At 28.6% G+C, this 23,700-nt stretch carries 21 protein-coding genes and 1 pseudogene; 12 read left to right on the top strand and 10 right to left on the bottom strand.

Going from position 1 to position 23,700, the window contains the following annotated elements; genetic code table 11:
* Window positions 1–9 precede the first annotated feature (9 nt).
* Window positions 10–444, top strand: a complete 435-nt coding sequence (locus Lupro_RS07460; protein ID WP_227807431.1) for a nitrophenyl compound nitroreductase subunit ArsF family protein — start codon at window positions 10–12, stop codon at window positions 442–444.
* Window positions 445–1,155 carry an aromatic aminobenezylarsenical efflux permease ArsG family transporter gene (locus tag Lupro_RS07455; RefSeq protein ID WP_068208118.1) on the top strand — a complete coding sequence of 237 codons (711 nt, stop codon included), beginning with the start codon at window positions 445–447 and terminating at the stop codon, window positions 1,153–1,155.
* Between the two features lie 12 nt (window positions 1,156–1,167).
* Here Lupro_RS07455 and feoB read toward each other — a convergent pair.
* The 4 genes and pseudogenes from feoB to Lupro_RS07430 all read right to left on the bottom strand — a co-directional run bounded on the left by feoB (window position 1,168) and on the right by Lupro_RS07430 (window position 6,369).
* Window positions 1,168–3,360, bottom strand: a pseudogene (gene feoB, locus Lupro_RS13165) (ferrous iron transport protein B).
* Entirely contained in the window at window positions 3,360–4,385 is a 1,026-nt protein-coding gene (locus tag Lupro_RS07440; RefSeq protein ID WP_068208108.1) for a metal-dependent transcriptional regulator, read from the bottom strand. The pseudogene feoB and the gene Lupro_RS07440 overlap by 1 nt, the downstream one beginning before the upstream one ends.
* Window positions 4,385–5,038, bottom strand: a complete 654-nt coding sequence (locus Lupro_RS07435; RefSeq protein WP_068208105.1) for a metal-dependent transcriptional regulator — start codon at window positions 5,036–5,038, stop codon at window positions 4,385–4,387. Before Lupro_RS07435 ends, Lupro_RS07440 begins: the two co-directional genes overlap by 1 nt.
* A 104-nt stretch (window positions 5,039–5,142) precedes the next feature.
* Window positions 5,143–6,369 carry a pyridoxal phosphate-dependent decarboxylase family protein gene (locus tag Lupro_RS07430; RefSeq protein WP_068208102.1) on the bottom strand — a complete coding sequence of 409 codons (1,227 nt, stop codon included), beginning with the start codon at window positions 6,367–6,369 and terminating at the stop codon, window positions 5,143–5,145.
* A 171-nt stretch (window positions 6,370–6,540) separates the two neighbouring features.
* Here Lupro_RS07430 and uvrC point away from each other — a divergent pair, with 171 nt between their 5' ends.
* Together uvrC and Lupro_RS07420 are read left to right on the top strand one after the other, a co-directional pair.
* Window positions 6,541–8,322 carry an excinuclease ABC subunit UvrC gene (gene uvrC, locus Lupro_RS07425; protein ID WP_068208098.1) on the top strand — a complete coding sequence of 594 codons (1,782 nt, stop codon included), beginning with the start codon at window positions 6,541–6,543 and terminating at the stop codon, window positions 8,320–8,322.
* A 4-nt stretch (window positions 8,323–8,326) separates the two neighbouring features.
* Window positions 8,327–10,564, top strand: coding sequence for a patatin-like phospholipase family protein (locus Lupro_RS07420; RefSeq protein WP_068208096.1), 2,238 nt, complete (start codon window positions 8,327–8,329; stop codon window positions 10,562–10,564).
* A gap of 57 nt (window positions 10,565–10,621) precedes the next feature.
* Here Lupro_RS07420 and Lupro_RS07415 read toward each other — a convergent pair whose 3' ends face one another.
* Together Lupro_RS07415 and Lupro_RS07410 are read right to left on the bottom strand one after the other, a co-directional pair.
* Window positions 10,622–12,172, bottom strand: a complete 1,551-nt coding sequence (locus Lupro_RS07415) for an Rne/Rng family ribonuclease (protein WP_068208093.1) — start codon at window positions 12,170–12,172, stop codon at window positions 10,622–10,624.
* A gap of 278 nt (window positions 12,173–12,450) precedes the next feature.
* Entirely contained in the window at window positions 12,451–12,738 is a 288-nt protein-coding gene (locus tag Lupro_RS07410) for an HU family DNA-binding protein (protein WP_068208089.1), read from the bottom strand.
* A 133-nt stretch (window positions 12,739–12,871) separates the two neighbouring features.
* On the opposite strand from Lupro_RS07410, the gene mutY reads away from it, so the two are divergent.
* From mutY to Lupro_RS07385, 5 genes are read left to right on the top strand one after another with little or no spacing between them, the layout of a single operon-like run.
* A complete protein-coding gene (gene mutY / locus Lupro_RS07405) occupies window positions 12,872–13,921 on the top strand; it encodes an A/G-specific adenine glycosylase (protein WP_068211525.1) in 1,050 nt (349 codons plus the stop codon).
* Window positions 13,922–13,950: 29 nt separating this feature from the next.
* Complete coding sequence (locus Lupro_RS07400) at window positions 13,951–14,376, top strand: single-stranded DNA-binding protein (protein WP_068208087.1); 426 nt, start codon at window positions 13,951–13,953, stop codon at window positions 14,374–14,376.
* A gap of 22 nt (window positions 14,377–14,398) precedes the next feature.
* Window positions 14,399–15,715, top strand: coding sequence for a gliding motility-associated protein GldE (gldE, locus tag Lupro_RS07395; RefSeq protein ID WP_068208084.1), 1,317 nt, complete (start codon window positions 14,399–14,401; stop codon window positions 15,713–15,715).
* Between the two features lie 9 nt (window positions 15,716–15,724).
* Window positions 15,725–16,276 (top strand): gliding motility lipoprotein GldD, encoded by a 552-nt coding sequence (gene gldD, locus Lupro_RS07390; RefSeq protein WP_068208081.1) that lies wholly within the window; start codon window positions 15,725–15,727, stop codon window positions 16,274–16,276.
* On the top strand, window positions 16,277–17,332 hold the full coding sequence (locus Lupro_RS07385; RefSeq protein ID WP_068208078.1) for a COX15/CtaA family protein: 1,056 nt from the start codon (window positions 16,277–16,279) through the stop codon (window positions 17,330–17,332). It abuts the gene before it with no gap.
* 53 nt (window positions 17,333–17,385) lie between these two features.
* Here Lupro_RS07385 and Lupro_RS07380 read toward each other — a convergent pair whose 3' ends face one another.
* Both Lupro_RS07380 and Lupro_RS07375 read right to left on the bottom strand, forming a co-directional pair.
* Window positions 17,386–17,664, bottom strand: coding sequence for a hypothetical protein (locus tag Lupro_RS07380; RefSeq protein ID WP_068208075.1), 279 nt, complete (start codon window positions 17,662–17,664; stop codon window positions 17,386–17,388).
* 68 nt (window positions 17,665–17,732) lie between these two features.
* Window positions 17,733–18,110 carry a heavy-metal-associated domain-containing protein gene (locus Lupro_RS07375; protein WP_068208072.1) on the bottom strand — a complete coding sequence of 126 codons (378 nt, stop codon included), beginning with the start codon at window positions 18,108–18,110 and terminating at the stop codon, window positions 17,733–17,735.
* 89 nt (window positions 18,111–18,199) lie between these two features.
* On the opposite strand from Lupro_RS07375, the gene Lupro_RS07370 reads away from it, so the two are divergent.
* The gene (locus Lupro_RS07370) at window positions 18,200–19,072 is read left to right on the top strand and encodes a DMT family transporter (RefSeq protein WP_068208068.1); all 873 of its coding nucleotides are present in this window, start codon (window positions 18,200–18,202) and stop codon (window positions 19,070–19,072) included.
* 50 nt (window positions 19,073–19,122) lie between these two features.
* Here the strand turns inward: Lupro_RS07370 and Lupro_RS07365 are convergent, their stop codons facing one another.
* A complete protein-coding gene (locus Lupro_RS07365) occupies window positions 19,123–21,183 on the bottom strand; it encodes a M16 family metallopeptidase (RefSeq protein WP_068211522.1) in 2,061 nt (686 codons plus the stop codon).
* 14 nt (window positions 21,184–21,197) lie between these two features.
* Window positions 21,198–22,517: a M16 family metallopeptidase gene (locus Lupro_RS07360; protein WP_068208065.1), complete on the bottom strand. Its 1,320-nt coding sequence runs from the start codon at window positions 22,515–22,517 to the stop codon at window positions 21,198–21,200.
* Window positions 22,518–22,844: 327 nt separating this feature from the next.
* On the opposite strand from Lupro_RS07360, the gene rplU reads away from it, so the two are divergent.
* Window positions 22,845–23,351 (top strand): 50S ribosomal protein L21, encoded by a 507-nt coding sequence (gene rplU / locus Lupro_RS07355; RefSeq protein WP_068208061.1) that lies wholly within the window; start codon window positions 22,845–22,847, stop codon window positions 23,349–23,351.
* A 27-nt stretch (window positions 23,352–23,378) separates the two neighbouring features.
* Window positions 23,379–23,639 carry a 50S ribosomal protein L27 gene (gene rpmA / locus Lupro_RS07350; protein ID WP_068208058.1) on the top strand — a complete coding sequence of 87 codons (261 nt, stop codon included), beginning with the start codon at window positions 23,379–23,381 and terminating at the stop codon, window positions 23,637–23,639.
* Window positions 23,640–23,700: the final 61 nt, after the last annotated feature.

Genomic DNA, 23,700 nt, shown 5'->3' with positions numbered 1-23,700 from the left:
TTTATAAAAATGAAGTATTTATCAATTCTGGCACTAAGCCTAATTTTTATTTCCTGTAATGGAAATACACAAACAAATAAAACCAAAGAAAAAACTCAAAAAGTAGCGAATAAAATTGAAGTTATTGATTTTTATTCAACACATCGTTGTATGACTTGTAAAGCTATAGAAGCAAACACAAAATATACATTAGACACCTATTTTTCTTCTGAATTAAAAAATAAGAAAATTACATTTAAAACTGTAAATGTTGATGAGGAAGAGAATTACAAACTAGCTGAAAAGTTTGAAGCAACAGGTACCGCTTTGTTTTTAAATGTAATAGTTAACGGGAAAGAAACTCAAATTGATTTAACAGACTTTGCTTTTATGAAAGGAAACGACCAAGAAGTTTTTTCAATGGAATTGAAATCTAAGTTAGAAGCTGAATTAAAAAAAGTTTAATTGGAATATTTACAAGCGCTTCTCGAAAATTATAACATACCAATTTTATCTGCTTTGGTATTAGGATTAATGACTTCAATAAGTCCTTGTCCACTTGCTACAAATATTACAGCAACAGCATTTATTTCAAAAAATATTTCAAATAAAAAATTAGTGTTTTTAAGTGGCTTACTATATTCTTTAGGCCGAGCTTTTAGTTATACTACAATTGGATTGATTTTGTTTTTTGGTGCGAGTAAGTTTCAAATTGGGAGGTTTTTTCAACTTAATGGTGAAAAATATTTAGGACCACTATTGATAATAGTAGGTTTAATAATGTTAAATATTATTAAATTAAACTTTTTAGGAAAATCTGATTTTACCGAACGATTTTCTAAAAAATTTAAAGACAAAGGCCTGTTAGGTTCATTTTTAATAGGTGCTATTTTTGCTTTAGCCTTTTGTCCGTATAGTGGAGCCTTGTACTTTGGAATGTTAATTCCAATGACAATTTCTAGTGTTGACGGATTATATTTACCTATAATTTTTGCCTTTGGTACTGGATTGCCTGTTGTTTTGTTTACCTATTTATTGGCTTTTGCCGCAGGAAGCATAGGTGTATTTTATAATAAAATTACCAAAATTGAAAAAGTCATGCGTTCTATTGCAGGTATCGTATTTATCCTAACAGGATTCTACTATGTATTTATTTTTACGGGAATAATTCAATAAAATTTACTTTAATTAAAATAAAATTCTCCAAATTTGTGCAACTAAAAAAGTAACAATAAAACCTAAAATAATGGGTAAAATAGTGGCAACTGTTGTCCATTTTAAACTTTTAGTTTCCTTATAAATAGTATAAATTGTAGTACTGCATGGGTTGTGTAATAAACTGAATAACATAATATTAACTGCGGTAAGTAAGGTCCATCCGCCAGCTTTTAAAATTTTTGCAGTTGCATTTACAGAATCTAATTCAAACATAACACCTGCACCATTTCCTGCCGAAATTCCTGTAACCAAAACAGTTAACATTAATATGGTTGGAATTACAATTTCATTAGCGGGTATTGCAACAATAAAAGCTAATAAAATAACACCATTTAAACCTAATAAAAAACCAAATCCATCTAAAGAATTAATAATCCACGAAGCTACACTTTCGTTACCTATATAAATATTTGAAATTAACCAAATAACTGCGCCAGCAGGAGCTGCAAATACAACTGCTCTCCATAAAACGATTAAAGTTCTATCAATTAAGGAGGTATAAATAGTTTGCCAAAATCTTGGAGGCCTGTATGGAGGTAACTCAAGATTAAATGTAGAAACTTCACCTTTTAAAATGGTTTTTGATAGTGCCCAAGAGGAAAAAAACATAAAAAATATTCCCAATAAGGCAATTCCAATTACGGCTGTTAAAGAAGCCAATCCAGATAAATAATTAGGTACTACAGCCCCAATAAATATAGTTGCAATTAAAATTTGAGTAGGCCAACGCCCATTACAAAGTGAAAAATTATTTGTTATAATAGCAATTAAACGTTCTCTAGGACTATCAATAATTCTTGTAGCAATAACACCTGCAGCATTACAGCCAAATCCCATACTCATAGTTAATGCTTGTTTTCCATGAGCTCCAGATTTTTTAAATAGTGAATCTAAATTAAAGGCAACTCTAGGTAAGTAACCAAAATCTTCTAATAAAGTGAATAAAGGGAAAAAGATCGCCATTGGAGGTAACATTACTGAAATTACCCAAGCAACAGATAAGTAAACGCCGTCAATTAAAAAACCACTTAACCACCAAGGAAAATGAAAGCTTGTAGTCAAATTTTTTAAAAACGGATGAACATCATCTAATAGAATTTTTGCTAAAAATGAAGAAGGATAGTTTGACCCAGTGATTGTTAACCAAAGTACTACAGCTAAAATTAAAAACATAATAGGAAAACCCCAAGTTTTGCTAGTTACAATTTTATCAATTTTAGTGTCTATAGAAAATTTATTTTTTTTGTTCTTTTTTGTGATTGCAACATCTACTATTTCAGCAGCATCAGCATAAATACCTTCGGCTAAATGGTCGTGAAAATCATCACCTATTTGCCAACGTAATTCATTAGAAAGATTTAATATGTCATTAATATTTTTGTTTTTCATATTTTAAGTTTAAATAAATTCACCTGTTTTAAGGGCGTTTATTATTTGAGAATCTCCTTCTAACAATCTAAAAGCAATCCATCTGCTATTTGGTATTGTTGGATATTGTTTCTCAATTTTGGCACTTAGTTTTTTAACCGCAATTTCAATATTTTTAGGAATATTTTTAATTCTATGTGGGTTACATTTAATTTCACCATTTGCAACTTCACTAATTGTTTGAATTAATTCTGGAATACCTTTATTAAATCTGGCACTTGTTGGAACTACTGGAATACCTAGATTACGAGCTAAAGTACGAGTATTAATTTCAATATTATTTCGTTTGGCTTCATCCATTAAATTTAGGCATAAAACGGCTTTGTCAGTTATTTCTAAAATTTGTAATACTAAATTTAAATTGCGCTCAAGTCTGCTAGCATCAACAACTATTACCGTAACAGAAGGTTTTCCAAATAAGATAAAATTACGAGCAACTTCCTCATCTTCAGAGGTTGATAGTAATGAGTATGTGCCCGGTAAATCGATTAATTTATACTTTTGGTCATTGTACTCAAATCCACCTTCAGCTCTTGTAACTGTTTTTCCAGGCCAGTTTCCTGTGTGTTGTTTTAATCCTGTTAAAGCATTAAAAACAGTACTTTTTCCAGTATTTGGATTTCCTGCTAAAGCGATTACAAAGTTAAAATTGGAAGTATTTACTCCTAATTTTTTTAATCCTTTTGCGTTGAAATGAGCACAGGTATCGCAAGCAGTTTTTACTTTTACATCCATTAGTTAATTTTTTTAATCAAAATTTTAGAAGCCTGATTGTTTCTTAAAGCAATGGCAGTTCCTTTTATTAAATAAGCATTTGGTTCGCCTAAAGGATTTAGTAAATCAATGCTAACAGTTGCTCCTTTTACAAAACCTAAATCTAATAACCTTCTTCTATTTTCTCCCCTACTTTCTTTTGAAATCCCAATGATGCTGGCAGTTTCATTTTCTTTTAAATTAGAAAGTCGGGCTATATTTTCTTCATTTATAATGTCTTTTTTTAGTATTGAAATAGTTAAATTTCCTGCAACAATTGGCGCTAATTTAAATTCTTCACCTTCAGAAAAAAAGGAGACTCTTGTATTATTATTTTCTAATACTCTAATGTGTGAACCTATATGAATATTTTCAGCTAAAATTTGTTTATAAATAATTTCTGGTTCATCTTCAATATGAATAATTTTACCAATGGTATTTACAGCTAAAGTGGTGAGTGGTACGCCGTTAACTGTTTGCATTTCGCCAGTTCTTGAAGGGATAGGGTCGCCGTGTGGATCAAATTGAGGATTCCCTAATTTTGAAGCTAATAAATTGGTTTCTTCAGCATTTAATTCGTGCTCTTTTTGTTCGGCTCTTCCGTGCCATTCCGATTTGTCATAACCTGTTTTTTCTGCTAAAAATTTCTCCCATAACCGGTGCATTCTAATAATTCTTAAAGCGTATTCTCTACCTAACGGTTTTAATTTTAACTGCTCTCCATCAAGTGAAATGAGGTTTTTTGCAGTCATTTTTTCTATGGATGCAATAATGAGACTATTGTCAAAATCAAGGATACGGGTAAGGTCGTTAGTATTTACTATTTTTTCTGAATCTTCACTGTGAAATAATAGTTTTAGAATATCTTCAATAACTATTTTTTCATTGATTCTATAATTATTTTTTATAATCCAAAACCAACCTTTTGTAGGTCGAAATAAAAAATAAATTAAGGTAGAAAACCCTAAAAAAATCAGTAATGCATTAAGTGGATTGTAAGTACTCATTAGTTTTGGATATAAATGTTTTTAACTACACTTTCTGATAAAATTAATTGTTGATTTCCATAGGCAATTTTAAATGAATTATCAAAAGGTTCAATATCAATAACTTTAATTTTTTTGCCAATTTCTAATTCATTTTTACTTAAATATTTAAGAAATTTATTAGAAGAATCTTTAACATGAATAAAAACACCTTCTTCATTTATTTTAAGTTTAGATAAATTAACCATAGTAAGATTTTTAACTTTACCATTTTTATTTGGGATTGGATCTCCGTGAGGATCATTGGTTGGAAAATTTAGAAAAGCATCTAAACTGTTTATTAATTTTTCAGATTTAATATGTTCTAATTCTTCGGCTAATTCATGAACTTCATCCCATTTAAAATTTAACTTTTCAACTAAAAACACCTCCCATAATCTGTGATTTCTAATAATTGTAAGCGCAATTTGTTCACCTTTATTAGTTAGGGTTACACCGTAATATTTTTTATAATTAATTAAGCTTTTTGTAGCTAATTTTTTAAGCATATCTGTAACAGATGATGCTTTGGTGTTTAATTTACTAGCAATTGTATTTGTTGAAACTCCTTTATTGGCAGCAGTGCTAAATTTATAAATGGTTTTTAAATAATTTTCTTCAGTAAAAGAATTCATAAACGTCCTGTTTTAGGCAAATCTAATAAAAATATTTAGATTAATCTAAAAATTAAAAAAGTAATCAGAATTATTATTGAAAAGATATAAGTATTTACTGTGATTTACTTTTTTAGTTCATTCACAAACTTTAATAAATCATCAATTTCAACGTGATCCATCATAATTACTTTGTACCACTTGTGATTTCCGTTATGTGTGTCAGGTACTAAACCAAATTTATGAGCTAGTTCTTGAGGGACGTATTGAGATTTTATGGTTACTATATTCATAAAAGGATCTCTAAAATATTTAATATCAAGTTTATCTAATTGATTGCAAAACCAAACTGTTCTTAGTAAAAGTGTATTAATTTTTTCGAACCAACCATAATAACCATAGCTAAATAAAATCATCCAAACAGCAATGGCATTTGCTCCAGATCTACTTCCAACCAAAGTTAAATCCATTCCATCAACATATTGAGCTTCTTTGGTTAACACATTTTCTATAAGTCCTTTTCTACATAAAAAAACACCAGTTCCATAAGGAGCTTGTAACATTTTATGAGCATCAATGGTTATGGAAGCTATATTTGGATTTTGAAAATTAATAGTTGAATTTTTATTAGAAATAGGATAGATAAATCCGCCAAAAGCACCATCAATGTGAATTTTAAAGGTAACGTTATGTTTTGTTAATGTTTCTGCATAAACATCAGGATTATCAACCGATCCAAACATAGTAGTTGCCATATTTGAAATAACCATAAAATATTTTTTACCATCAGCAATTAAATTTTCAACAATGGTATTTAATTCTTCAACAATAATTTCTCTTGAATCAAAATTAACTGGAATAGAAACAGCCTCAACACTTAATAAATTGGATCCTTTATGTACAGAATAATGCGTGTCTTCAGAGGATAAAATAACCATTTCATTTAAAGTTGCATTGAAATTATTTTTAAAATGATTTCTGTAAATCCACAATGCTTGAATATTTGCTTCTGTGCCGCCTGTTGCAATATAGCCATCATATTCATTTTCTTTAGCTTTAAAAATATCAACAGCCAATACGTCTAAAACTTCTTTTTCTAATTCTTGAGAGCCTTTAAAAGCTTCTTCAGATTTTCCGGTGGTATGGCAACCAATATTATTTGGGTTTGCAATGAAGGATTTTAACAAAGGAGAGTCACTTAAAAATGCACCACTAGTGTTAAATACATTTTGGTCTAATCTTGATACAGGATACCCTAAATATTTACTTGTTTGAAAATTAACGTTGGCATCTAAAGCTTTGTCAATTCGTTGTATTAATTTTTCTTTTGAATATTTTTTCCAGTATTTCATTTAGTAATAATTTCTAGTTATTCGTAAAAAAATAGATATAAAAAGTAAATTTTTATATTTTCTGCAAAAATACGCTTTTTTTAGTAGTAAAAACATGCGAAGTTCAATCTTAAAAAATAAAGAGTAGAGTCAATAAAAAACTGTATTTTTATTTTTTAAATAATACTTTTTTTGAAATTAGAAATTCAAATACAAACCTTACCAACTTCACCTGGCGTTTATCAGTACTACGATAAAGAAGGTGTTATTTTATATGTTGGTAAAGCCAAAAATTTAAAAAAAAGAGTAGCTTCCTATTTTACTAAAACACACGAGAATGGTAAAACACGAGTGTTAGTTAAAAAAATTGCAACTGTTAAACACATTGTAGTAAATTCTGAAACAGACGCGCTGTTGTTGGAAAATAATTTGATAAAAAAGTATAAACCACGTTATAATGTATTGTTGAAAGATGATAAAACTTACCCGTGGATTTGTATTAAAAAAGAACGATTTCCTCGAATATTTTTAACTAGAAATGTTATAAAAGATGGTTCTGAATATTTTGGTCCATATACTTCGGTAAGAACTGCACGAGCTTTGTTAGATTTAATTAAAGAATTATTTCAATTGCGAACGTGTAATTATGATTTAAGCAAAAAAAATATTGAGTTTAAAAAGTATAAAGTTTGTTTAGATTATCATATTGGGAATTGTAAAGGTGCTTGCGAAGGGTTGCAAACAGTAGAGAACTACCAACAAGATATTGATGCCATACGAAATATTATAAAAGGTAATTTTAAGCATTCTTTGAAACTATTTAAGGAGTTAATGCTCCAATTTGCAGATAAAATGGAGTTTGAAGAAGCACAAAAAATAAAAGAAAAAATAGATTTATTGGCTAATTATCAGGCAAAATCAACAGTTGTTAACCCGTCAATTACAAATGTAGATGTTTTTTCGTTAATTTCAGACGAGGGTTTTGCCTATGCTAATTTTTTTAAAATTGTGAATGGCTCAATTATTCAATCACATACTACAGAAATAAAAAAACGATTAAATGAAACAGATAAAAAATTATTAGAACTTTTTATTATTGAAATTAGAACTCGATTTAACTCGCAATCTAAAGAAATTTATGTACCATTTAAGGTAGATTTGGGAGAGGAATTAAAAGTAACAGTTCCTAAATTAGGCGATAAAAAGCGCATTGTTGAATTGAGTATTAGAAATGCCAAATATTTTAGACAAGAACGTTTTAAACAAATAAAAATTGTTGATCCAGATAGGCACGTAAATCGTATTATGGCGCAAATGAAAAAAGATTTACGACTTACAAAAGAGCCTCGCCATATTGAGTGTTTTGATAATTCGAATATACAAGGAACAAACCCTGTTGCTGCTTGTGTTGTTTTTAAAAACGGAAAACCAAGTAAAAAAGAATATAGACATTTTAATATAAAAACAGTAGTGGGTCCTGATGATTTTGCATCTATGGAAGAAGTTGTATTTAGGCGCTATAAACGATTAAAAGAAGAAGATCAGCCATTGCCACAATTAATTGTAATTGATGGAGGGAAAGGCCAATTGTCATCTGCAGTTAAAAGTTTAGATATATTAGGACTTCGAAATAAAATTGCAATTATAGGAATTGCAAAACGATTGGAAGAAATTTATTACCCAAATGATTCCATTCCGCTATATTTAGATAAAACATCTGAAAGTTTAAAAGTAATACAGCGACTTAGAGATGAAGCGCATCGGTTTGGAATTACGCACCATAGAAATAAAAGAAGTAAGGCTTTGCTAATTAATGAATTAGAACTAATATCAGGAATTGGTAAACAAACTGTTGTATCTTTAATGAAACATTTTAAATCGGTAAAAAGAATAAAAGCAGCACCATTTGATGAAATTGAAAAAATAATAGGAGCAAATCGCGCTAAAAAAATAAAAGAACACTTTCAAAAATAATAAAATGAGAAAACTCTTAATAGCTATTTTAATGTTATCTATTTCGTTTGTTTATTCACAAAAGAAACAAGAGCAAAAGGACTTAAAAGTAGGTTTAGTGCTAAGTGGTGGAGGAGCAAAAGGATTTGCCCATGTGGCAGTTATAAAAGTTTTGGAAGAAGCAGGAGTGAGAGTTGATTATGTTGGAGGAACAAGTATGGGAGCCATAATTGGAGCACTTTATGCTTCAGGATATAATGGAAATCAATTAGATTCAATTATTAGGTCTATAAATTTTGAAAAAATTTTGTTAGACGATTTACCGCGTAAATCAAAACCATTTTATGAAAAAGAAAGCGGTGAAAAATACGCATTATCTTTACCAATTAAAAATAAAAAAGTAGGAATTCCAAGAGCATTATCAGAAGGGCAGAGTGTACTTAATTTACTAACTAAATTAACTCAGCATGTAAATAATATAAGTGATTTTAACAAATTGCCAATACCATTTTTGTGTATTGCTACAAACTTAGAAACTGGAAAACAGGAGGTTTTAACTAAAGGTTTTTTACCAGAAGCAGTTAAGGCTAGTGGTTCTTTCCCAACATTATTAGCTCCTGTTGAAATAGATGGAAAATTATTAACCGATGGAGGAATAGTTAATAATTTCCCAGTTGATGAAGTTAAGGCAATGGGTGCAGATATTATTATTGGAGTTGATATTCAAAGCGGTTTAGAAACAAAAGAAGAATTAGATTCTGCTGTTAAAATATTAAATCAAATAGTTGGTTTTCAAATACATCAGGCAAATAAATCTAAACATAATAGTGTGGATATTTTAATAAAACCAAAAGTGAAAAATTTTAATGTTGTTTCTTTTGATAAAATACATGAAATTATGTATGCGGGTCAAATGGCAGCAAGAGAAAAAATTGAACAATTGAAAAATATTGCAAGTCTACAAATTAAAAAAGAAGTTAAAAAAATAAATACGAGACATATTCAAAAATTTCATATTCAAAAAATTGAAATTGAAGGAAATAAACATTATACAAGAGCCTATATATTGGGCAAATTAAATATAAGAAAAAAGGATACTACAGATTATCAAAAATTAATAGAAAGTGTAAACAACCTGTCTGCTACAGGTAATTTTGAAAATATTCAATATAGAATAATTAATGAGAAAGAAGGAAGTATTGTAAAATTTAAAGTTAAGGAGAATGCAATATCAACTTTTTTACAACTAGGAATTCACTTTGATGATCTTTACAAAACGGGGATTCTAATAAACACTAAAACAAAGCATATATTTTATAAAAATGACGTTTTATCTACAGATTTTATATTAGGAGATAATTTACGGTACAACATTAATTACTTTATTGATAATGGTTTTTATTGGAGTTTTGGAATAAAAGCAAGGTATAATAATTTTAATGCAAGTGTTAATTTTGATAACACCAATATTTACGACTCAAATGTTGATGTTAATAAGATTAACTTGGAGTATGAAGATTTTACAAATCAAATTTATTTTCAAACAGTATTTAACCGAAAATTTGCTTTAGGTGTTGGTTTTGAGTATAAAAATATAAGAGCTTATACAGAAACAGTTTTTCCTTCAGATAATGGAGGTATTATAAATAATAGGGACAGGCTGTATTTTGATAAATCTAACTATTTGAATATGTTAGCTTATTTAAAAATAGATACGTACGATAAAAAATATTTTCAAAAAAGAGGGTTTTATCTAGATATTGATTTTAAAGGGTATTTAACTTCATCAGATTATAAAAATAATTTCGTGTCTTTTTCTCAATTAAATGGCAAATTAGGTGTTGCTCACACATTTTTTAACAAGCTAACCTTACATTTCATTTCTGAAGCTGGTATTACAATTGGTGAAAATAATAATAGAGTGTTAGATTATAATATAGGTGGATATGGCGAAAATTTTATAAATACATTTATTCCTTTTTATGGTTACGATTTTGCCGAATTAAGTGCAAATTCATTTTTAAAATCTACATTTATATTGAGATATGAATTTTTACCAAAAAATTATTTTTCGGTTACAGCTAATTATGCGAGGGTAGAACGTGATTTATTTAATCAAGGAAAGATTTTTGAAAACACCAAATCAGGATATATGGTTGGTTATGGATTAGATACTTTTTTTGGACCAATGGAAATAAATTATGCTTGGTCACCAGATCATAATACAAAATTTTGGTATTTTAATGTTGGGTTTTGGTTTTAAAAAAAAGCCCTACATTTTTTATGTAGGACTTTTAGATATTGTAAATGCCTTATTTAATTATTTAAGTACTTCACCATTTTTATTGGTGAAATTAAATTTTAAATATTGGTAAGCATCTCTTGGTAAAATTTTAATCCACTTTTTGTATTTTGTAAACCATCTATGTTGAATAGATGGAATTCCTTTCTTTAAGTAAGCCGCAATAAAAGGATGTACGTTTAGTATTATCTTTTTGTGATCTTTTAAAACAATAAGTTTATCAAGTTCAGCTTCAATTTTATCTAATAAAACAATTGGAGCTTCTACTTCTCCTGAACCACTAGGGTTAGGCTCTTGAGTTTTAATAACTAACTCAGGCCTCACTCTTTGCCTTGTAATTTGAACAAGTCCAAACTTACTTGGAGGTAATATTTTATGTTTAGTTCTATCAAATGCCATTTCAGCTTTTAAGTGATCATATAATTTTTGTCTATGTTCAGCTGTGTGCATATCAATAAAGTCAACAACAATAATACCACCCATATCTCTCAATTGTAATTGACGTGCAATTTCTGAAGCAGCAATTAAATTAACTTCAAGCGCTGTGTCAGCTTGTGAAGTCGCCTTATTAGAACGATTTCCGCTATTAACATCAATTACATGAAGTGCTTCAGTATGCTCAATTACCAAATAAGCTCCTTTACTCATTGAAACGGTACGACCAAATGCTGTTTTTATTTGACGTTCAATTCCAAATTTTTCAAAAATAGGAACTTTAGAGTTGTATAAACTTACGATAGACTCTTTTTCAGGAGCTATTTCTCGTAAATATTCTTTAATTTCTAGAAATAATATTTCGTCATTTGTTACAATGCTTGTAAAAGAATCATTAAAAAAATCTCTTAATATTGAAGAAACTCTATTTAACTCACTCAACACTTTTACAGGTGTTTGTTGTGATTTTACTGATCTAATTTTTTTACACATCACTACCCATCGTTCTAGGGAGTTTTGTATGTCTCTATCGAGTTCTGCTACTTTTTTATTTTCTGCAACAGTTCTAATAATTACGCCAAAACCTTTTGGCTTAATACTTTTTACCAATCTTTTTAATCGTTCTTTTTCTTCTAAGTTAGTAATTTTTTGAGAAACTGAAACTCTTTCAGAAAAAGGAACTAAAACCATATATCTCCCTGCAATTGATATTTCAGAGTTCATACGTGGTCCTTTTGTAGAAATTGGTTCTTTTACAATTTGAACTAAAGAAGTTTGACCTGTTTTTAATACGTCAATAATACTTCCATTTTTGTCAATATCCTTTTCTAGTTGAAAATTCTTTAAAGTGTAATCTTTAATTTTACCTGTGCTAACACCTTTTATAAATTTATTTAATGACAGTAATTGTGCTCCTAAATCATGATAATGTAAAAAACCATCTTTTTCATAACCAACATTAACAAATGAAGCATTTAACCCAGATAATACTTTACCTATTCTAGCTAAAAAAATATCTCCTACAGAGAATTTATTTCCATTTGTTTCATTATTTAGTGCTGTTAATCTACCATCTTTTAATAAGGCAAAATCAATATCAGAGGAGTTTGATCTTATAATTAATTCTGTTTTCACTCTGTATTGTTTTATGTCCAAATCACTTCGATTTGAACGATTTATAATTAATTTTTACAGGATTTTATACCCAACAATATTTACAAATTAATGTAAATATTTATTTCAATGAACTTAAAATTTAAAGAATAAGTAAGTTAGCCCTACTTATTCTTTTTATGTCTATTTGCTCTTGCTCTTTTTTTACGTTTGTGAGTAGAGATCTTAGCTCTTTTTCTTTTTTTACCACTTGGCATAATAAAATAATATTTTTATGTTAATAAATAAAATGTGTCTATTTATACACTCACATTGCTTTTGATACTTTCTACAAAAACTTTTGCAGGTTTAAAAGCTGGAATATTGTGAGCAGGAATTTTAATAGTTGTATTTTTTGAAATGTTTCTTCCAGTTTTTTCAGCCCTTGTTTTAATAATAAAACTACCAAATCCTCTTAAATAAACATTGTCACCTTTTTCTAAAGATGTTTTTACTTCTTCCATAAACGCTTCAACAGTTGCTAAAACATCTGCTTTTTCAATTCCAGATTTATCTGAGATACTTGATACGATTTCTGCTTTCGTCATTTTTAATATTGTTAATATGAGTTATTATAAAATTAAGACGGCAAATATAGGATATATAAATCAATTTCAAAAAGTTAATTCACTAAAATTTAATCAATTAAAACTTGTATTATTGTATTTTATAAAAAATGTAATGAATTTTTCTAATCAGCTAATATCGTGGTATTTACAGAATAAGCGAAATTTACCTTGGCGTTCTACCATTAACCCATACAAAATTTGGTTGTCTGAAATTATTTTACAACAAACTAGAGTTGATCAAGGAACGGAATACTATTATAAATTTATTGAAAATTTTCCCACCGTAAATGATCTGGCTTTAGCTTCAGAAGAACAAATATTAAAACTTTGGCAAGGATTAGGATATTATTCAAGAGCAAGGAATTTACATTTTTCAGCTAAATATATAATGAATGAACTTTATGGAGAATTTCCAAAAACCTACAATGAACTAATTAAATTAAAGGGAGTTGGTGATTATACTGCTTCAGCTGTAGCTTCAATTTGTTTTAACAAAGCAACAGCGGTTGTAGATGGTAATGTTTATAGAGTATTAGCTCGTTATTTTGGAATTCACACTCCTACTAATACAACTAAAGGAATTAAAGAGTTTAAACAGCTAGCTCAACAATTATTAGATACTAAAAACTCAGGTACACACAATCAGGCAATTATGGAGTTTGGAGCACTTATGTGCAAACCTAAAAACCCAATTTGTAGCAATTGTCCATTGAATGATAGCTGTGTTGCATTGTCAGAAAAAAGAGTTAATGAGCTTCCTGTAAAAGAAAACAAGATAAAAATAAAAAAGAGATATTTCAATTATATTGTTATTGAGACAGAAGATAACAACACCAAAATTGTAAAACGAGAAAAAGGTATTTGGAAAAATTTGTATGAGTTTCCTTTAATTGAAACAGAAAGCTTAATTGATGAAAAGCAACTTATTGAACAACAAGAATTTAATACATTGTTTAAAACAGGTAATATAACCGTAAAGCTTTTTAATGATAGTGTGGTAATACATAAATTATCTCACCAACATATTTATACTAAATTTTGGATTGTAAAAACTCAAATTTTAACAGATTATACAGTTCATTGGAAAACCGTTAAAAAATATCCAGTTTCAACTTTAATACATAATTTTTTAAACCAATACAAAACCAACTATTTTTTTTAGTACTTTTGATGTGTAAATGAATTAAAATTATGGCAGGTACAGTTAATAAAGTAATCCTTATAGGACATTTAGGAGACGAGGTAAAGATGCATTATTTTGAAGGAGGAAATTCAATTGGACGATTTCCTTTAGCAACAAATGAAACGTATACAAATAAGCAAACAGGAGAAAGAGTAACTACCACAGAATGGCATAATATTGTGGTTAGAAATAAGCTAGCCGAAATTTGCGAAAAATATTTAAATAAAGGTGATAAAATATATTGTGAAGGTAGAATAAAAACAAGACAATGGGAAGGAGATGATGGAGCGAAAAGATATACCACAGAAATTCATGTAATTGACATGACATTTCTAACCACCAAAAGTGAATTAAACACGCCTCAAAAAAACACAATTGACAAGCCAACTGTACAAGAACAGTCTACAGATAACCATGATGATTTACCATTCTAAGTTTAATTAAATTAAAATTAATTTGGATCCTGAACCCTCGATTTTACTCATTTTATTACCAGAAACTATAAGTTACTGGTTACCCATAAGTAGTGTAATTTTTTTACTGTTACTATTACTCTCTGCTTTAATTTCTGGTGCTGAAGTCGCCTTTTTTTCACTCTCTAAAACTGATTTAGACAAGGCTTCTGAATCAAAATCAATAAGCCAAAAAACAGTAGTGTCGCTGCTTAAAAACCCTCAAAAACTACTAGCAACTATTTTAATATCAAACAATTTTATAAATATTTTAATTGTTTTAATTTTTGCTTATATAGGAGAGTTTATTTTTAAAAATATAGCTTCAATTATTTTCAAATTTATTTTAGAGGTAGTTTTAGTAACATTTTTAATTTTATTATTTGGTGAAGTATTGCCTAAAATTTATGCGACAAGAAATTCGTTGAAATTTGCTTCATTTATGGCTTTTCCACTTAAAATATTAAATTCAATACTTTCAATAGTTAGTTTACCAATGATGCGTTTAACAAATGTTATTGAAAGAAAACTTGGAAAAAAGAAATCTAACTTATCAGTTGAAAAGTTATCTCAAGCATTAGAGTTAACCTCAAATGAAGCAACAACAAAAGATGAACAAAAAATATTAGAAGGAATCGTAAATTTTGGCAATACTGAAACAAGTCAAATTATGACACCTAGAATAGATATTTTTGCACTTTCTAGCTCAGAGCCATACAAAGATGTTTTAGACAAAATAGTAGATAATGGTTATTCTAGAAACCCCGTTTTTAACGAAAACATAGATGATATTATAGGCGTTTTATATGCAAAAGATTTATTACCATATTTAAATGTGAAAAATTTTAATTGGCTAAAACTACTTAGAGAACCGTATTTTGTGCCTGAGAATAAAAAACTTGATGATTTATTAAAAGAATTTCAGGAAATAAAAAGTCATTTAGCAATTGTTGTTGATGAATATGGAGGAACAAGTGGAATAATAACTTTAGAAGATGTAATTGAAGAAATTGTAGGTGATATAAGTGATGAGTTTGATGATGACGATGCTACATATTCAAAGTTGGATAAAAACAACTATTTATTTGAAGGAAAAACTAATTTAAAAGATTTTTACAAAATATTAGAAATTGAAAATACAGATTTTTTTGATGAAAATAAAGGAGAATCAGAAACTTTAGCGGGTTTAATTTTAGAAGTTCATGGAAAATTTCCTAAAAAAAATGAAATAATAAAAATTGGTAATTATTCGTTTAAGGTTGAATCTATGGATAAGAAGCGAATAAAACAAGTAAAGGTTACAATTCATAGAACTAATTAAAATAGTAGAATGAAGAAAATTTATGCACTCTTAATTATTGCCTTTTTTATATTTTCTTGTGGAGAGGAAGTATTACCAAAACCAAAACCATATTTAAAACTACAATACCATAAACCAACATATAAAAAAATTAAATCAAACTGTCCATATAGTTTTGAAATTTCCAATTTAGCCACAATAAAATTTAAAAAGAATTGTTGGGCAAGTATTGAATACCCAAAACTTAAAGCTACTATATATATTACATATAGAGCTGTTGAAAATAATTTAGAAGAAATTTTAAAAGAGGTTGAGAAACTAACATTTGAACACACTATAAAAGCAGACGTAATTAATTCAGTTCCATACGAAAATTTTGACAAAAAAGTTTTTGGAGAATTGTATAATATTGAAGGTAATGTTGCTACAAATATTCAATTTAGAGCTACAGATAGTGTAAAGCATGTGCTTTCAGGAGCTTTGTATTTTTATGTAAAACCTAATTATGATTCAATAATACCAGCTGTTAAATATATTCAAAAAGATATGGTGCATTTAGTTGAAACTTTAGAATGGAAATAAATGTTAAAAAACAATTTTAAATACTCAAAAACAATTAGAAATTGGTTACTAGTAGGGTTAATTATGCTAATTGGCCAGGTTATTTTGGGCGGAATTACTCGTTTAACAGGGTCGGGGCTTTCTATTACACGTTGGGATATAATTACGGGAGTTATACCTCCATTAACTCCTGAGCAATGGCTAAATGCATTTGATTTGTATAAACAAACACCTCAGTTTCATAAATTAAACTCAACATTTACAATTCATGAGTTCAAATTTATTTATTTTTGGGAGTACTTTCACAGACTTTGGGTTAGGTCACTCGGATTTATATTTTTAATTCCTTTTATTTTCTTTGTTGTTAAAAAGCAACTCGATTTTTATTTAATAAAGCGTTTAGGACTGGTTATTTTTCTTACAATATTAACTGCTTCGGCTGGTTGGATTATGGTACAAAGTGGTTTGGTAAACAGGCCTTGGGTAAATGCATATAAATTAACTGTTCATTTTATTTTAGCGGTGTTAGTAATTACAGCAATGGTTAAAACAGTGGCAGATGTATACAGGTTTAAAAGCCTTAAAATTATAGTTGCTAATAAAGTTGTTTTAATTACAATAGGTATTACTTTTATTCAACTAATTTTTGCAGGATTGATGTCTGGGATGAAGGCAGGGTTGTATTACCCCTCTTGGCCTGATATGAATGGAGAGTTTATTCCAAGTGTTTTGTTGAGTTCTTCAAATTGGAATTGGAATAATTTTATTAATTACGACACTTATTTGTTTGCTCCAGCATTTATTCAGTTTACGCATAGAATGCTAGCTTATATTTTAGTTTTTTCAACTATTTATATGTATTTCAAATTAAAAGATAAAATTGAAATAACTTCAAAAAAATGGCTTAAATTCACTTTTGTTTTAGTGGTGGTTCAAGTAATATTAGGAATTTTTACAGTATTAAATGTTCATGGAAAAATCCCTCTCTTTCTAGGTGTAGCTCATCAATTGGTGGGGTTATTGTATTTTATGAGTTTATTATTTTTATACTATTCACTAAGAAAGAATAGAGCATAAAAAAACCCCAATTTATCAATTGGAGTTTTTATTTAGACCTATATAAAATTGTCTTAGTGTTTTACGGCATCTTTTACAGCTTCAGCACCTTCTTTAACACTTTTTGCAGCGTCTTCAGCAGTAGCTTTTAAACTATCAACAGCTTTTTCAACACTTTCTTTCATGTCTTCAGCTCCTTCTTTAGTTGCATCAACAGCATCTTTTACAGTTTCTTTTGCAGCTTCAACTTCTGTTTTTACAGCGTCTTTAACATCTTCTTTCTTAGTTTCTTTACAAGAAATAGCAATAACACTTACCAATGCAATTGCAATTAAAAATTTGATTTGTTTCATTTTAGATTGATTTTGATTAAAATTTGATGATACAAAGAAACAATAATTTTAGCGTAGAAATAATGAAATTATTTATTTTTTTTAATAACTTCTTTAATTTCAGTTGTTTTTGTAACTGAATAAAGGTCTCCACCACCAATTCCACTTATTTTATTCGTAATATCTTGCTCGCTTAATTTATTGGAATCATAGGTAAATATTCCTTTTTTTGCTTCAAAATTTACTTTTGAATAGGTAACGCCGTCAACTTTTGATAATTTTGATTGTATGGTTCTAGCACAACCAATTTCACATGTCATACCTTCAATGTCAACTTCAATACTTTTGTAATTTGCAGCAACTTCGGTTTTTTTAACTTCGGTCTTTTTAGCCGTAGTTTCTTTTTTGTTTTCGCTGCAAGAAATAAAAAGGAATGTTAGTATTAGAATGGGAATTATTTTTTTCATAATTAAAAATTAAGTAAATAGTTTTGCGAATTTATAAATTTATACTTTAAATCCGAATTTTTATCCGATTTTTGCATTTTGCTTCAAAAATGGACGATAAAAAATTAAGGTGGATTTATTTATTTTCCCTTTCAATTATCTGGGGGAGTTCTTTTATTTTAATGAAAAAAGCTTTGATTGGTTTAACTCCAATTCAAGTAGGAGTATTTAGAATTTTATTTACGGCCATTTTTTTATTGCTTATTGGGTTTAAGAGTTTTTCAAGAATAAAAAAAAAGCATTGGTATTATTTATCGTTAAATGCTTTATTAGGTAGCTTTTTTCCCGTCTTTTTATTCGCGTATGCTATTGAAAAAATTGACAGTTCAATTACTGCCGTTTTGAATTCATTAACGCCTTTAAATACCTTAATTTTAGGAGTTTTGTTTTTTGGATTTAACTTTGGAAAAAATCAAGTTATCGGTATTTTTATTGGGTTAGTAGGAACATTGATGTTAATTCTCAAAAGTGCTGAACTTCATCCAAATCAAGATTATTTTTATGCTATATTTATACTCATTGCATCCATTGGTTACGCATTAAATGTAAACATTTTAAAAAAATATTTGTATGATTTAGATGCTGTAAGTATTGCTGTAGGGAATTTTGTATTATTAATAATTCCTGCTATAGCGGTACTATTGTTTACTGGATTTTTTGAAACATTCGAATTTACAGAAACTAGTACAACCTCATTATTTTATATGTTGATTTTAGCAGTTTTTGGAACTGCATTAGCCAAAATTATGTTTAATAAATTGGTTCAAATTTCTTCCCCTGTGTTTTCTTCATCTGTAACGTATTTAATTCCAATTGTTGCAATAACTTGGGGTGTTTTAGATGGAGAAAAAATCTTGTTTTTACAATTTATTTCAGGGTTTATTATTCTTATAGGAGTTTATTTAGTTAATAAATCTAAATAAAAAACGCCTCATACAAATTGAGGCGTTTTAAAAGTATTCTTTTATATTATTTATTCAAAATCGCTGTTAGCAACATCTTTGTTAATTAATATTTCTTTAACAATAAATTCAAACTGTTGAGGTCCCATTGTCATTTTAATTAAATGAGGAAATTTAATACCATCAACGTCTTTATAATCTGAGAAATCAAAAGTTTGGTACATTGTTTTTTCACCAATTTTAATTTTAGTTGCTTGTTTTATTTTTAACCCTGAAGCTACATCGTAATAAATAGAAATATCATCACCTACTTTTAATACATAAGTATCATTTCCGTCTATTGGTTCAATTTTTTCTAATGAAACTTTCTCATCTATAGCGTAACCAGTTTCTGGAAATGGTACAGTATTGGATTTTACTTTTTCTAATTCTTTACCTGCTAAATCCATTCTACGCCCTTGTTGTTCTGAATAGCCTTTTTCTCCATCAAACTTCATTTTAGACATAATCATACCCATACCAGACATAATAACTGATTGCTTATTTGGAACCATTGATTTTGATTCTAATAGCAAGGTCATACCTTGCATACTTGCTTCAGAGGTATTAAATACCGTTTTTATTGTATTTACTTTCTCTTGCCCTCCAATAGCTTCAAAATAACTATCAATTACAGTTTGTTTTGTAACACCAGCAGGAATTGGCTTTGTCATCTCAGGTTTTGAAGTAGGGTTTGCTTCCTTGTCAAAATATTTAATAGGGTAAGGTAATTTTTCAAGGTTTGGTAATACATCTAAAGCTTTACCAACAATAATTATTCGAGCATTATCTGCACTAAAATATTTTTGTGCAACACGTTGTATATCTTCAACGGTTACAGCATTAATTTTAGTTAAATACAATTCATAAAAATCTTCTGGTAAATTATTTATTTTAATATTTAGAGCATAACTAGCTACTGTTTCAGGTTTTTCAACATTTCTAACAAAACTACCAATGTAAGCGGCCTTAGCATTTTTTAATTCTTCTTCAGAAACAAGACTGTCTCTAAATTTTTTAATTTCTTTTATAAACTCAACAGCTGAACTATCAGTTACCATATTACGTACTTGAGCAGAAGCCTTAAATACAGTAGCTGTTTTTTCGTTACTCCTTATGTTTGAATAGGCACCATAAGTATAACCCTTATCTTCTCGTAAATTTAAGAAGAGTCTGCCTTCTCCACCTCCACCTAAAATTTTGTTTGCAAGTTTTACAGCAAAAAAATCAGGATTACTCATTTTTAAATTTGCAGTGTTTAAAACAGCTATATTAGATTGTACAGCATTGGGCATATTAATAAAATCAATTTCTGTTTTAGCAACATTTTTTACCGTTGGAATTGTGTAAGATGGCAATTCACCTTTTTCCCAATTGTTAAAGTGTTTTTTAATTAATTTCTTTACCTCTTTAAAATTAACATCACCAACAATTACTAAATATGCATTGTTGGGTTTAAAATAAGTAGTGTAGAAATTTTGAACATCTGCTAATTTTATATTTTGAACAGTTTTTTTTGATGTAAATTCACCGTAAGGATGATTTTTACCATAAGCTAATGCACTTTGCACTCTGTTGGCAATGTTGGCTACACTTTTTTCACCAGATTTAATTCCGTCAAGCAAAAGGTTCACTTCTTTATCAAACTCCTCTTGTGTAAAAACCGGATTTTGGGCTGCATCTGCCATTAATTCTAAAACTCTTGGAAAATATTTAGATAAAGATCGCATATAAGCACCTTGACTTGAAAATGAGATATTTGCACCTAAGTAATCAACCTCTTCATTAAAATCATCTTTACGAATATTTTTTGTTCCAGACCCCATTAAGCTACCTGTTAAGCTTGATACGCCAGCCTTATCACCTTCAAAAATTAAATTATTGTCAATAGTTAAAGTTGCTGATACACGAGGCAATACATGGTTTTCAACTACTAAAACTTTTAGCCCATTTTTTAATTCAAAGGTTTTAGGCTGTCCAATATTAATTTTAGGAGATGGTCCTGGTTTTGGTTGTATTGATCGGTCTATTTGAGCCGACATTGAAAATGTCAATAAAAATAGTGTTATGATAGATAAAATTTTTGTTTTCATACGTTGCATAGGTTTTATTCTTTAGCAGTTTTAGGTAAATAATCTAGTACTAATCGTTGATTAGGATTTAAATACTTTTTAGCAATTTTTCTTATTTCTTCTTTGGTAATAGAATTGTAAATTTCAATTTCAGTATTAATTAAATTCACATTATCATAAAGCATATAATATTTTGCCAGTGAATTTGCAATACCCTCAATACTTGAGTTTGAGTTTACAAATTTATTTTCAAATTTATTTCTTAATTTTTGAAGTTCTTTGTCTGAAATTAATTCTGTTTGAAGTTTTACAATTTCTTCATCCATCTCATTTACTAAATCATCAAGTGTATTTTCCCCTAAAGGAAGTGCCAATACAACATAGGCTCCATAATCTTCTAAAGAGTAGTTAAATGCAGCAATTTGCATTGCTTTTTTCTCATCGTCAACTAATTTTTTATACAATCGTGAACTTTTACCTCCGCTTAAGATTGTCGAAATCATATCTAACACTCGAGAATCTCTCGTAGTCATAGCAGGTGTTCTATACACTGTAAAAACAGCAGGTATTTGAATATTAGAATCTTCAAATGTTACATTAAGTTCTTCAGTAATAGGGTCTTCTTTTATTACAGTACGTGTTATTTCTTTTCCTCTAGGAATACTTTCAAAATAGTCTTTAATTAATTTTTTTGTAGAAGCTTTTTCAAAATCTCCTGCAACTACTAATACAGCATTATTAGGGGTGTAGAATTTTTTGTTAAAAGCTCTAAATTCTTCTAAAGTAGAGGCATCTAAATCATCCATAGACCCAATTGTTGTCCAGCGATAAGGGTGTTTTTTAAATAGATTTTTAAAAACTTGAGGCGTCCATTGTCCGTATGGAGAATTATCATAACGCATTCTCTTTTCTTCTTTTACAACTTCATTTTGAGTATCTACACCTATTTGGTTTATAATAGGATGTAACATTCTTTCAGATTCCATCCATAAACCAAGTTTTAAATTGTTTGAAGGAAAAACTTCATAATAATAAGTTCTATCTTGAGTTGTATTGGCATTGTTTGTTCCTCCATTAGAAGATACTATTTTAAACCAATCACCTCTTTTAATATTTTCAGTGCCTTCAAATAATAGATGTTCAAAAAAGTGAGCAAAACCTGTTCTTTCAGGGTTTTCATCTTTTGCACCTACATGGTACATAACAGAAGTGGTTACTACGGGAGCAGAATTATCTTGATATAAAATTACATGCAAACCGTTGCTTAAGTCATACTCTTCAAAGTCTACCTTTTGAGCAAATGTATTAATGCTTAAAAGTAGCCCTAAAAGGCTTAAGAAATAAATTTTTCTCATAGTTGTTTATAGGTTTTAAATTAATTAATATTGCGTATAAGACGCTATTTTTGAATAGATGTTACAATTTTTACAGAAGAAATGTTTTTTAAATAAAAAAACCATTCTGAAGTACTAATACTAGAGATAAAGATATTGTTTTTTTAACATCTACTTTAAAAAACATTAAGAATTAACAAAAACTTAAGATAGTTAGCAATCCTTAATAAAAGGATGGATTTTTTTTGGGTTTGATTTGTTTTGTTGAAATCAAGAAAAAATTATATATTTGCACCCGCCTTAATTAAAAGGTAAAGAATTATTAATAAAGCGAATAAAACTATACGTATGTATGCAATTGTAGAGATAGCAGGGCAGCAGTTTAAAGTAGCAAAAGACCAAAAGGTTTATGTACAACGCTTACAAAAAGAAGAAGGAACTACAGTTTCTTTCAATAAAGTTCTTCTTTTAGACAGTAAAGGTACAGTAACAGTTGGCGCCCCAGCTATAAAAGGAGCCGAAGTAACGGCTAAAATTTTAGGTCACTTAAAAGGTGATAAAGTAATCGTTTTTAAAAAGAAACGTAGAAAAGGATATAGGAAAAAGAATGGTCATCGCCAAGCTTTAACTGAAATTCAAATTGAAAGTATTATTGCTAGTGGAGCAAATAAAAAAGAAGTTGCTAAAAAAGCACCTGTACAAAAAGAAGAACCAACAAAAGAATCTAAAGAAACAATTTCAGAGGATTTAAGTTCAAAAACGGTTACTGAATTAAAAGCATTAGCTAAAGAAAAAGGTATTACAGGATACACTTCTTTAAAGAAAGCTGAATTAATTGAGGCATTAACTAAATAAAAATTTCAATTTTAAAACCATAATATCATGGCACATAAAAAAGGAGTAGGTAGTTCGAAGAATGGTAGAGAATCAGAATCGAAACGACTAGGAGTAAAAATATTTGGTGGTCAAGCTGCAATAGCAGGTAATATTATTATCCGTCAAAGAGGAACTCAGCACCACCCTGGTGATAACGTATATATGGGAAAAGATCACACATTGCATGCGAAAGTTGATGGTGTGGTGAAATTCCAAAAAAAGAAAGATAATAGATCATATGTTTCTATTGAGCCTTTTGAAGCTTAAGAAACAAATTTTTATAAATTTAAAACTCCCAAACTTGTTAAGTTTGGGAGTTTTTTTATAG

Origin of the sequence: Lutibacter profundi, assembly GCF_001543325.1 — a bacterium.
Lineage (GTDB): Bacteria > Bacteroidota > Bacteroidia > Flavobacteriales > Flavobacteriaceae > Lutibacter > Lutibacter profundi.
Note: the sequence above shows the minus strand (reverse complement) of the source record. Positions and strands in the feature narration are given on the sequence as shown.